Raw genomic sequence first — 11,820 nt, 5'->3', positions numbered from 1 at the left:
GATTTGATTTTTTCATAGTTCCAGTTTCTCAAGTTATTGAGTCTCTGGCAAACACGGGGCGATTCAGTCGCTTTGGGCAATTGGTTATTTAGGACTATTTGGGTCGTTAATAGGGGCATTGGCATATTTTCATGTTTTACAAAACTTAAACGCGAGCACCGTTGCGTTAACAACACTTATTACACCTAGCTTTGCAATAGGGTTAGGTGCGTGGCTTAATAACGAGCCACTAAGTAAAGAGCTAATAATTGGCGCTGCTATTATTGTAATTAGTTTAGGCTTTTTTCAATTTGGTGATAAATACTTAAAAACTAAAAGTAAGCGCTAGGGTGTGTTTAACTTTGTGGCTTGAAGCCTGTTTAATCGAGGGGCGGTTAGTTAAATCACGGCGCAAAGTCTGTAACCTCGTCAATTAAGTAAACCCCCTACATTTTAGCTATTTGAATGATCAAACGGCGGTTTTTATCGCGGCCTAAAATATTATCATTGGTGTCTACAAAGCGTTTTTCACCAAACCCCGTTGTTTTTACTTTATTTTCATCCACACCTAAGCTCACCATATAATCTTTTATCGCTTTTGCACGCTTACGAGATAGGTCTAAGTTGTTCCAACGACCGCCATAACTGTCGGTATAAGAATCAATACTAATGGACTCAATGGTTGAATCGTTTTTTAGATATTCAGCAATTTTATCAAGGCGTTGCTGGGATGACTTAGTTAACTTACTGCTATTAGATTGATAGTTCATCACTGTAAACGAAATATCCTCAAAGCTGTAAGGTAATAGTTCGTCACGGCATTGCAAAAAGGCCCAATAGGCTTGCTTAAAGTTTACACTTGAAATACCAACGGCAATTTTATCGGCACTATTTTGCCAGTCTTGGTAATAAAAAGTGGGGTAAAACCCTTTTTCAAGTTCTGTAAGCATTTCCCAAGCAGTTTGATTACCGAGTTCACCATCAAACTTTTTAAGTAGCTTCATATTTGCTATGTCGCGTGCTGGCAGCCCAGAGCGCCAAGAAGGAGGAACTGCTTTAAGCCCTGCAATGGCGTAATTTTCAGGGCGAACAACCATATCTAAATTGAAAGTTAGGTTTTTATTTTTACTCGCCGATGCTTTAAAAATAGCCTCGCCATAGTAAGGTACCTCATGGTTCAACTGGCATTGCAAACGTGTTGTTTTAACCACTTCCCAATTTGAACTGTCTTGATTTGCAGAGTAATTACGCATGGCCGCATGTGCACTGACGCTCAATAGCGCAGAGCTAATACTAACGCTCATTAATAATAACTTTAATTTCATCAAAGACTCCCCGTAAACCCGACACGCCAAAAATTTGGCTTTGTTCAGTACTGCCACATTATATAGCAGTTAACACTTAGCTAGTATCACTTAAAGCAAATTGTATGCCTATAATTATAGGCATAAATAATAGGTAAAAGTCCCTAGCCGAACGGCACCTACTTTTGACATAATAGAAGGCTTATACCTACAAACCAAGAATACTATGGCAAATACTGAGCAAACCCTTTTCGCAAAACGCTTTCGTGGCTTTTTTCCTGTTGTTATTGATGTTGAAACTGCTGGTTTTAACAAAGAGACAGATGCATTACTTGAAATTGCAGTCTCTGTTTTAAAAATGGATGATGACGGGTTGCTTAGCATAGATCAAACAGTGCATTTTCACGTTGAGCCGTTCGAAGGCGCAAATATTGAGCAAGCAGCAATTGAGTTTAACGGCATTGACCCATTTTCGCCATTACGAGGTGCAGTCGCAGAAGAAGACGCTATCAAAGAGATTTGTAAGGTCGTGCGTAAAGCGCAAAAGGCAGCAGGGTGCCAGCGTTCTGTTATTGTGGCGCATAACGCCGCGTTTGATCATGGCTTTTTAAATGCGGCTATTGAGCGCAATAATATAAAGCGCACACCGTTTCATCCATTTGTGAGCTTTGATACAACAACGTTAGCAGGGCTTGCTTTAGGCCAAACAGTATTAGCTAAAGCTTGTCGTGCAGCTGGAATTGAATTTGATAACAGTCAAGCACACTCGGCACTTTACGACACAGAACGCACCGCTGAATTATACTGTTTAATTGTAAACCGCTGGCAAGAGTTAGGCGGTTGGCCGCTTGCGCCACTCGATGAAAGTGACGATGATGAAGCCGCCAACGAAGCTAAAACGACTGAGTAATTTTACCCTCAGATAATCTTACGAAGTGGGGGGGATAAATACGCGAAAACTGTTTAGTTTCTTTTGCTATTTTAAGCTCCACACCAGGGTGCATTAACTCGTTCACTTTTAAGCGGCTAGAGGCTAGTAGCTGGGCTATTTTTCTTTTTACGATTGCTTTTTGTTGCTTAACATGACGAGAGCGGACATTCACTTGCTTTTCGTTAGCCGTAATTTTATCAGTAAATTGCTTGCGCTGAGCAGGGTTAGTTATTTTCTCTGCTTTAGTTCGCGCATTTTTTAATTCCAGTAATTTAGTACTTAATACCTTTTCAAAGTCGTTAATTTGGCTTTGCTTATCACGCAGTTCAAACCAATTTTGTGCTAAAAATACACGCGTTTTAGTACCAGCAGGCGCACCTAATTCACCTGTTTCAATACGCATTGCATCAAATATATTACCACCAATAATTTTGCCACGAGGGTTATCGGCTTTGCCAACACGTATTAAACGCTTAGCTGTTAGGTCACAATGTAATACTTGGCGCTCTATGAATAAACTTTGTTCAGTCTTAATGTCACAATATTGAGCATAGCCTATAGAAATTGTACGCTTGGCTGAAATACGGCAAGTAAATGCTTCTTCGTTTTCACGGTTTCGGCCTATGGCACCTAATACAATAGTTACAGCACTTTCGCTCTGCACAATTCCTGATTCAACAAAGCCTAAAACAGTAATGTCACCTTTCGCTTTTACTCGCATTCCGTCTTTTATATCGCCACTAATAATTACACTGCCGTCAAAATCAATGTGGCCTGTACTTACATCTACATTATCGAAACATAAAACGTCGTCAACGCGCATTCCACGTGGCAGCGCAACAGGAACGCCTTTGCAATCTGCAATCAGTAAATTAGGGTTTGTTGGGTCTATTTTTGTCCCTTCAAAGGGTTGTAGTTCAAGTTCTTTTCCTGGCGAAGCAGGGATAATATCGCCAAACACCGTGTATCCGTCTTCACCCTGGGTGGCGGCTATACGTTGCATAAGAGGAGTGCCCGGTTTAACAGTAATGATAGCCCCAAGATCTTTCATATCAACTTTACCGCCAGCGGTTGCTTGCGGGCTTAAAACGCGATCTTGTGCTGTTGAACAAAGGCGAACAAATTTAGCATCGCTACCTTCTTTTGGATTGCGGCCATGGGCTACAATAGCGCTATATGCTACACCTGAAGCTTTTTCAAACTGTTGGCCTAAAAAACTATCAAGCGCACGCGGACTAATCCCTTTTTTTACACCTGCTTGGCTAAGCGCCTCTTGCGCATCTTCCATTGTTAGCAGTGATCCACCTTTAGCTGTAGTAATAGTGGCCTCTGCGACCATATTCTTTTCATCAATATTAATAGCAATAGTGGCATCCACTGCTTTAGCAATCACTAAAGATACTTCTTTGTGGTTTTTAGAAGGCGCAAAAAGTTTCCCGATATTAGCTGTAATAGTTTCATACTCGCCAAATTCAGATTGTTCAAACATTTCAATTAATTGAGTGCTTGTGACCGGAAAACCGCTATCAATAGGATGTTTAATTAAAGAAACACACCCTGTATTTTTATCTAATGAAAAAACCGACATTTTAAATCCCTACTTCTTATGCCTGTTATTATTCTTAACCTTTACAGTTACAACTAAACCTTTAGCACTAGCTGGCTAATCCCTTATTTGAACACAGGTTTGCCATATTGTTAAGTAAATGTTTACTGTGGCTAATACATTATTGCTAATTTGGTTGCTAAATATGCAGTTAGCCTGTGTAAATCAAATAAAGCGTTATTAAGCCTTGAGTATCATCACTTTACTCAGTTATACTGCTTGCACGCTCTGAATGAGTTTACTAATTCAGGGGCTGATTAGGATTCGACGGAATTCAAGAAGCCCAAGGTGCATGTCGAGGTGCGGTTTGCCTCGTAAAAAAGCCGCAATCTAAAGTAATCGCAAACGACGATAACTACTCTCTAGCAGCTTAGGCTGGCTAGCGCTCCTTCCATGTATTCTTGTGGACTGGATTCTGGAGTGTCACCCTAACACCTGATCGCGATGGAAACCCTGGCCGGGGTTGAAGCGTTAAAACTAAGCGGCCTCGCCTTTACTTACCGTGTTTGTCCGGGATTTAAAGGTTAATTAAATGACAATACTAAACATGTAGTACCGACGGTCGAGGCTTTTCGGACGGGGGTTCAAATCCCCCCAGCTCCACCAATATCGGTTTTTAAATTCGTTTGTTTAAAAACCCTAAAAAACCCGCAACTTGAGCAATCAAGTTGCGGGTTTTTTTATGTGGTTAATAAAAGCTATTATGATTCTCTTATTGTGCGTAGCTTCATTTTTATCACAATGATCATTAATATAAGTAGTGATAAAACACTAATTGATAGCGTTAAGTTAATTACGGCGTTGTTGGGCTGATTAACTTTAGGGTGTGCGTTGCCATTTTGCTGCTGCCTAATATAACGCTGGCTTATCCAGTCTACGGCGTTGATCCATTGTACTTTATTTGGATCTGTATTATTGAGTGTACTCATTGTATGTGCGTCATTATTTAAACTTTTTGCTAAATTAATGAGTTGCAACCAAAACGCATTTTTCTCACCTAAGTCGTCTATTTCTTGCAGGCGAAGGTTTAATTTTTCTCCTCCCATTTTTTCAATATTAGGCTGCTTTACACTGTCGGCATAGCTATTAATTAATAGAGAAAACCGATTGAACTGCTCGCTATCGTGGCTTTGCTGTGCATTATTATTGGCACTCAGATTCGTTTTTTGTTGATTACTAACTGCCTTTTGCTCAGTTATGTACTGTTTGTAATCTTGGTAGGTTAAGCCAATTATCGTGTTACTTTGTGATTCACTCATTGTATTTGAAAGCAAATTATAGCTAAGAGTAAGGCCCGTAATTGTCATAACTAACAGAGCTATATAGCAAAGATAGAGTAGGCTTTTTAGTGAAGAGCGCTGTAGCTTTACTTTGTCGTTTTTGTAACGCGTAATTATAGTTTGTATAGAATTAGTTTTTTTCTGCAGTAATGTACGTTTTGAATTAGACGTTTTATGTTCTTCTGCATCATCATGTTTTGTTAATTTTTTTAACGCTAAAGGATACTGCTTTGTTGTAAGAGCGGTAGATTGATGCAGTTCAACTCGTGTTATTAAGCCCATTTTTTTTAGTGACGATTCTGCTTTAACGGCTTCTATACTCGTTAGATCTTTTTTTAATGCGTAGGATTTACCATCAAACAACTTTATAGCAATAGTATGGGGAATATTTAAAAATTGGCTAAGTTGTTTTTGTACCAATGAAATATCGGCATGTTGCTGTAGTTGGCCATTAAAAATAATTTTAAATGTAGCGCTCACTTTAATTCCTTTGTTTTCATTTCCCTTAAGGAGCTTTTTTATCTATATACATAACATAAACTTAACAGATTAAGACTCTGTTTTCTATATTCCTCACTAATGATTTTTTATTAATAATTTAATGTGCTTAAACTTAATACAGTAAATGACTTTACGAGAGGAAAATTTGAAAGAAAGAGGGATAGTAGGTTACGTTTAGGTCACAGAACGCTGCTCACTAGGGGCTTATCGTCAAGGGATTCTATTGCTAATTTGTTAACTCTTATAGGCAATGCTTTGGTTTGCAGTTGTTGACGTGGTTAGAGGGTAAATTGTTTGGGGTCGCCTTATGGCTGTTGTGGCGTATCTAAATGATTTGTTCTTTTTGAATTAAATATTAGCAGCTTGTTTTGAGTGTCAGCTGTTTAGTTAACTTGCTAATAGTTGAAAGTGTTGCCCCATTAACGCTTTTGTTAATGGAGCACTTTGGCTATTTAACCGCAGATTTAATGGCAGTATCACCGTCAAAAAGTTCAAAAATACGGTTCTTTTCAAACGAATTGGTTGCGATATGCAGCAGTGCATTGGCTACATTTTCACGACTAATTTCAGCCTTATCTTGGTCATCAGGGCGCTGTGTTGTCACTTTCATTGATGCGCTTTCATTAGTGAGCGTACCCGGGCGAACAATGGTGTAATTTAAACCACTACTGGCAAGGTGTTCATCGGCCATATGCTTAGCAACTAAGTATGGTTTTAAATCACTTTCTATTGCGTCAGGGTTATCTGCACCTATTGAGCTGACCATAATAAAGTGCTTAACGTTATTGTTTTTTGCGTAATTAGCCGCTTTTGCTGCAGCCCATAGATCAATTAATAGTGTTTTGTCGTCGCCGGTGCTTCCACCAGAACCAGCCGCAAAAATTACTTGATCACAACCTTTAATAGCTTCACTAAAATCACCTTCTAAATCTTGCTCTACAATATTTAAAAACGGGCTTTCTAAATCACTTAGCTTAGTTTTATCACGAACAAGGGCGGTAACATTTTGTTCGTTCTTAAGTAATAACTCCGTTGTCATTTTACCAATTTGACCACTAGCGCCAATAATTAAGGTCTTACTCATAATTAACTCCTTTCACTTGTTAGTAAATGTATTTGCTTACAAGTAGACCTTGGGCTTAAAAATTGTTTTTAAAGGGCAAAAAGAGACATTAACGTATTAATTTTAAAAAACATTTAATATAAAAAGAGTACCTTAACTGAGTATGAAAATGAGTAGTTATATTTGTGTTTTTTTTATAATATTTTTTCAATCATTATACTCACTTCGGTCACATAGTTACGGTGGTATAAGCTAATACGTACTTTACGATTTTGGTAATTGTAATAAAGGGTGCGGTAGTTTTCACTGCCGGTTATCTTCAATGGGTCACCTAATTGTTGCTGATAAAAGTCTGTAATGGAGGAAATAGACTGCGTTAAATACCCAGTTTTAACAAGTGGGTATTCATCTGTTACTTCCATAGTTGTTATAAACTCATCTGGCACTGCAATATCAATAACATTTATGGCAAGTGTTTTAAACGAGGTAAACAATAACAGCGATAGTATAATTAATTTTTTCATTGTGACTCTTTAAGTTCCTTTTATTGAGAACAGTTTACCCAAATAGTGGGCTTTGTCATTTATATTTTATTACGAATTAAATCTCTTACAATAAAGCGAGCGGGGTGTATAGCTTGGCTTACTCGCTCGCTGAGTGGGCGCGGCTCGTTTGCTAAGCAGCTAATAAAATGTTCAGCACACAGTGGTGCGCTGCACAAGGCACGAGCTCCAAAGCCCGTAAAAATATGTAGCCCTTGTTGAGGGTGATTGAGAGGCAAATATTGATAACGCTTACCCAACCTCAGGTTTGCAAATGCATTTGTATAATCGCTTTGTTCACACCATTGCCCAGCCATTGGCAAGTGGTCGATGAATGTGCATCTTACTGCTGCTTTTGCAGAGCTTACTTTTCCTAACGTTGTAGCAAAGTCGCTATGATCGTAAAAGTTTATGAGTTGAGCACGGTTAGTTTGGTTATCCTCATCTGAAACATGGCGGCTTTTACTGTTTTTATCAAATGTAGCGCCCATGCAATGATGGTCTAAATAAGCTGGTGTAAAGTAGCCTTTATGGCAAAGTACCGTTTTAAGCTTTCGAGATTCAGGACTTGCTTGAACATGCGATACTTGCCCGCGCACGCCTACAATAGGAAGTGATTTTGTTTGCTCAAATGTGTCGCTGTGCTCACCAGCGCAAATAATAACATCGCTAAATGGGCCAAACTGTTGATTATTGCTTGTTAAAACCCAGCCGTTTGCTGTTTTTTCTATGTTTACTATATTGCAATTAAAGTGGCTGTTGTGGGGTATTAGCTTATTGGCTGCGCCTAGCATTGCATTAACAAGTTGTGGTGGATTAACCCAGCCACCTTGTTCAAAATAAACACCGGGGTACCCAGTTTTAACGCCGGCTATTTCATCGCCTTGCTCTGCGGTTACGTTTTGCATAAGTTGCTTTGGCCAAAGTTGCTTTTGAGCAAGGTTTTTGTGTTTATCTGCAAGGGGCTTTTTTACAGCATGTTGCAAAACACCACACCATTGGTGATCAAAGCTAAATCCATCATTTAATAATTGCTGATAAACGCGCTTTGCGTATAAAAAACTATGCGCAAAAAGTTCACTATGGGGTGAATCTTTAGCTTGTAAATGAGGATACACCGCGCCTTGCACATTATGTGACGCACCCATGGCAGGCTGCGGGTCTTTGCAGAATAATTCAGCGTTTATACCGCGTTTAGCAAGGCTGTATAAAATACAACTACTGGCTATACCGCCGCCAATAATAGCAACATTATTAAGTTTACTATCGTCTTGATTAAAGTAAGGGGGGGCTGACTGAGCCGTGTTTGCATGAGGTATTTGGCCAATTAGCATGTCTCTTTTTTTGCCAAAGCCTTTGGTTTTAATTGTATCAAACCCGGCTTCTATTAAACCACGACGAACAAAACCTGCTGCTGTAAACGTAGCTAGAGTTGCCTTTGCTTTTGAAATGTCAGCCATGCTATTAAATAAGCTTTGCTGCCACATTTCAGGGTTTTTGCTTGGGGCAAACCCATCTAAATACCAGGCATCTACAATCCCTGTTTGTGGGTAGCTCATTGTATTAATAGACGCGAGTGCATCGCCAAAATGTAAGTCGAGGACAACACGTCCGTTGTCAAACTCAAGTCGGTGACACCCTTGTAAATTAATAGGGTAATTGTTGACGAGTTTTTCACTTAATTTTTGTAATGTAGGCCACGCTTGAAGCGCCTTGCTTAAATCGTTAACTTTTAATGGGTATTTTTCAAACGAAATAAAGTGAAGGCGCTTTACACCTTTATCTAATTGATTTTGTGATTGTTGACGTGCAATATGATCGTTAAAGTGTTGCCATGTATTCAAAAAATTTAACCCAGTACCAAATCCTGTCTCTGCTATTACAAAGTGGGGTTGGTCATGAGTTTGTAATCGAGTTTCTATATTATTTTGCTCATAAAACACATAATGCGATTCAGCAAGACCGTCGTCATTCGAAAAATAAATATCACCAAAGTCATCAGCAAATGGTGTACCTAAATCGTTAAAGTGTATATGTGCGTTTTTAATCATAATGTTTAAATTTACAAAATATATTTTTCATTATTTTACGGGTTTTCTTTGTAATAGTCTGGCGTTATTTATAAGCTAGCAGTTCAGAGTACAAGTGTACGCTAGAAAGCTGACCACTTAAGTGATTAAATTCGCGTAAAATAAAACGCAATTAAGTATTAAGCTAAGGGAATCACCCATGAGAAGAGCCGTAATTACCGGTATCGGTGTTGTATCAAGCATTGGTAACAACAAAGAAGAAGTTTTAGAGTCATTAAAAACAGGTAAAAGTGGTATCGCTTTCAACCAAGAGTTTGCTGACTACAACTTGCGCAGCAACGTATCAGGTAAAATTGATATAAACGTTAAAGACCATGTTGACCGCAAAGCAATGCGCTTTATGGGTGATGCTGCTGCGTACTCTTACATTTCGATGACTCAAGCAATTGAAGACTCAGGGTTATCAGAAGAGCAAGTGTCAAACGAGCGCACGGGTATTATAGTTGGCTCTGGTGGTGGTTCATCTAAATGGCAAGTAGAAGCCGCCGATATTTTACGTGAGAAAGGCGTAAAGCGTGTAGGCCCTTACATGGTGCCTCGCACTATGGCCAGTACAACTTCAGCATGTTTAGCGACTCCTTTTAAAATAAAAGGGGTTAATTATTCAATTAGTTCAGCATGTGCTACGTCGGCGCATTGTATTGGTAATGCGGTTGAACAAATTCAACTTGGCAAGCAAGACGTTGTGTTTGCTGGTGGCGGTGAAGAGCTTCACTGGACGCTTGCAATGGAATTTGACGCAATGGGTGCACTCTCTACTAAATACAACGAAACACCAGAAAAAGCATCGCGCACTTATGATGCTAACCGTGATGGTTTTGTTATTTCTGGCGGTGGTGGCATTGTAGTTGTAGAAGAGCTAGAGCATGCATTAGCACGCGGCGCACATATTTACGCTGAAATAGTAGGGTATGGTGCTACATCTGATGGGTACGATATGGTTGCTCCATCGGGCGAGGGTGCTGCACGTTGTATGCGTCAAGCAATGCAAAATGTAGACAGCATTGATTACCTTAACACGCATGGTACATCAACACCTGTGGGTGATGTTAAAGAGCTTGGTGCAATTCAAGACGTATTTGGTGGTAACTCGCCCATGATCAGTGCGACTAAGGCAATGACGGGTCATGCCCTAGGGGCTGCCGGTGTGCATGAAGCCATTTTCTCTTTGTTAATGCTTGAGCATGGTTTTGTAGCACCTTCAATTAATGTTGATGAATTAGACGAGCAGGCTGAAGGTTTAGATATTGTTACTGAACGCAAAGATGTAGAGTTAAATACAGTGATGTCTAACAGCTTTGGCTTTGGTGGTACAAACGCCACTTTGGTAATGAGCAAATACAAAGCTTAATTACCTACATTTGTTTTTTTCGGTTAAAAAAAGGTAAGCCACAATGGCTTACCTTTTTATTATAAAGGGAGTTATTCCCCCTTACTGTGTTCTTCGCGGGCTTGCTCAATTTCGTCTGCAATCTCTTGGGCTTTTTGCTTGGTTTTTTCTGTTAATTCACCTGCGGCTTCTTTACTTTTTATCCATGCATCGATAGCAATTTCCTTACCATCGTCGTACATGTTTAAGCCCATGGCTTTGCTTTGTTGAAGTAACTCGTTTAACGACTCATCATTTTTAAGATCGTGTGTTGTTTCTTTTACTTCATTCCAGGCATCGCCTAGTTTTTCTTGCATTTGAGCGCTTTTTTCTTTTGTTTCTTCTTTTACTTCTTTAGCGTCTTCACAACCGGTTAAAGTAATTAAAGTGCCTAATAATGCTAAACCTGCTAATTTGTTCATATGCTATCTCCTCAAGAGATTAATAGTTAATTCCAGATAAGTATAGAGTAATGAAAATGAACGTTCCCGTAACAGAGCGGTTAAAGTTTAAATTAATGAACGAGCATGATTGGCAACAACTATATGAGCTTGATCAAGACCCTGCAGTAATGCAATTTTTAACGCGTGGTGTGCCTACAACTAAAAAACAAATTAGAGAAGAGGGGATACCGCGTATGCTGGCATATCGCAATGCTAAAAAGGGTTGGGGGCTTTGGTCTGTGACAACTAAAGACACCAATACATTTATTGGTTGGGTCCTTTTAAGACCTATGGATTTTTTTAGTGAACAACAAAACTTTAGTGATATTGAAATTGGTTGGCGCTTTAAACAAATAAGCTGGGGGCTGGGGTATGCAACGGAAGCCGCGAGAGCATTATGCGCAGAGCTCACCAAACAGCCTGATGTTAATTATATTAGTGCAAGTGCGTTAGCAGATAACATAAGTTCTATAAAAGTAATGAAAAAGCTTGGACTAACGTTTGTCAAATCTTACACGCATACTGATGAGCAGGGTGACTTACCTGCTGTTTTATATTCTAAACGCCTAAAGTAAGACTAAAATCTGCACCCACAAGGATTGACCTAGCCATAAATGCTGTGCATAAATATGGGAAGGTTATACTGCTTATTATTTTTAACTTAACTTTTAAGTGAAACTTCCAACAACTAAAACAATAATTTAAGGACGTT

The 11,820-nt window shown here is 39.2% G+C and carries 10 protein-coding genes, 1 other RNA gene and 1 pseudogene; 5 read left to right on the top strand and 7 right to left on the bottom strand.

Going from position 1 to position 11,820, the window contains the following annotated elements; translation table 11 throughout:
- Positions 1-64: 64 nt before the first annotated feature.
- Positions 65-328 (top strand): annotated as a pseudogene (locus CWB65_RS09370) (EamA family transporter); the annotation flags it as partial.
- A 97-nt stretch (positions 329-425) separates the two neighbouring features.
- Here the strand turns inward: CWB65_RS09370 and CWB65_RS09365 are convergent.
- Positions 426-1,304 carry a flagellar protein MotY gene (locus CWB65_RS09365; RefSeq protein WP_008132510.1) on the bottom strand — a complete coding sequence of 293 codons (879 nt, stop codon included), beginning with the start codon at positions 1,302-1,304 and terminating at the stop codon, positions 426-428.
- A gap of 205 nt (positions 1,305-1,509) precedes the next feature.
- Between CWB65_RS09365 and rnt the strand changes: the two genes are divergently transcribed.
- Entirely contained in the window at positions 1,510-2,193 is a 684-nt protein-coding gene (gene rnt / locus CWB65_RS09360; protein WP_138740454.1) for a ribonuclease T, read from the top strand.
- On the opposite strand, the gene CWB65_RS09355 is transcribed toward rnt, so the two are convergent.
- Positions 2,177-3,802: a flagellar assembly protein A gene (locus tag CWB65_RS09355; protein ID WP_138740453.1), complete on the bottom strand. Its 1,626-nt coding sequence runs from the start codon at positions 3,800-3,802 to the stop codon at positions 2,177-2,179. The genes rnt and CWB65_RS09355 overlap by 17 nt on opposite strands.
- Before the next feature lie 267 nt (positions 3,803-4,069).
- Between CWB65_RS09355 and ssrA the strand changes: the two genes are divergently transcribed.
- Positions 4,070-4,426, top strand: a transfer-messenger RNA (tmRNA) gene (gene ssrA, locus CWB65_RS09350).
- A gap of 95 nt (positions 4,427-4,521) precedes the next feature.
- Here ssrA and CWB65_RS09345 read toward each other — a convergent pair.
- From CWB65_RS09345 to mnmC, 4 genes are all read right to left on the bottom strand, one after another.
- Positions 4,522-5,580 carry a hypothetical protein gene (locus tag CWB65_RS09345; RefSeq protein ID WP_008126918.1) on the bottom strand — a complete coding sequence of 353 codons (1,059 nt, stop codon included), beginning with the start codon at positions 5,578-5,580 and terminating at the stop codon, positions 4,522-4,524.
- A 469-nt stretch (positions 5,581-6,049) separates the two neighbouring features.
- On the bottom strand, positions 6,050-6,685 hold the full coding sequence (locus tag CWB65_RS09340) for an SDR family oxidoreductase (RefSeq protein WP_138740452.1): 636 nt from the start codon (positions 6,683-6,685) through the stop codon (positions 6,050-6,052).
- A gap of 173 nt (positions 6,686-6,858) precedes the next feature.
- Positions 6,859-7,188: a hypothetical protein gene (locus CWB65_RS09335; RefSeq protein ID WP_138740451.1), complete on the bottom strand. Its 330-nt coding sequence runs from the start codon at positions 7,186-7,188 to the stop codon at positions 6,859-6,861.
- A 59-nt stretch (positions 7,189-7,247) separates the two neighbouring features.
- A complete protein-coding gene (mnmC, locus tag CWB65_RS09330; protein WP_008126922.1) occupies positions 7,248-9,257 on the bottom strand; it encodes a bifunctional tRNA (5-methylaminomethyl-2-thiouridine)(34)-methyltransferase MnmC2/FAD-dependent 5-carboxymethylaminomethyl-2-thiouridine(34) oxidoreductase MnmC1 in 2,010 nt (669 codons plus the stop codon).
- A 178-nt stretch (positions 9,258-9,435) separates the two neighbouring features.
- Between mnmC and fabB the strand changes: the two genes are divergently transcribed.
- Positions 9,436-10,647 carry a beta-ketoacyl-ACP synthase I gene (gene fabB, locus CWB65_RS09325; protein ID WP_008126923.1) on the top strand — a complete coding sequence of 404 codons (1,212 nt, stop codon included), beginning with the start codon at positions 9,436-9,438 and terminating at the stop codon, positions 10,645-10,647.
- A 71-nt stretch (positions 10,648-10,718) separates the two neighbouring features.
- On the opposite strand, the gene CWB65_RS09320 is transcribed toward fabB, so the two are convergent.
- Complete coding sequence (locus tag CWB65_RS09320) at positions 10,719-11,087, bottom strand: hypothetical protein (RefSeq protein WP_138740450.1); 369 nt, start codon at positions 11,085-11,087, stop codon at positions 10,719-10,721.
- Between the two features lie 50 nt (positions 11,088-11,137).
- Here CWB65_RS09320 and CWB65_RS09315 point away from each other — a divergent pair, with 50 nt between their 5' ends.
- Positions 11,138-11,683: a GNAT family N-acetyltransferase gene (locus tag CWB65_RS09315; protein ID WP_171047582.1), complete on the top strand. Its 546-nt coding sequence runs from the start codon at positions 11,138-11,140 to the stop codon at positions 11,681-11,683.
- Positions 11,684-11,820: the final 137 nt, after the last annotated feature.

Source organism: Pseudoalteromonas sp. S554, assembly GCF_005930865.1.
GTDB classification, from domain to species: Bacteria; Pseudomonadota; Gammaproteobacteria; order Enterobacterales; family Alteromonadaceae; genus Pseudoalteromonas; species Pseudoalteromonas marina.
Note: the sequence above shows the minus strand (reverse complement) of the source record. Positions and strands in the feature narration are given on the sequence as shown.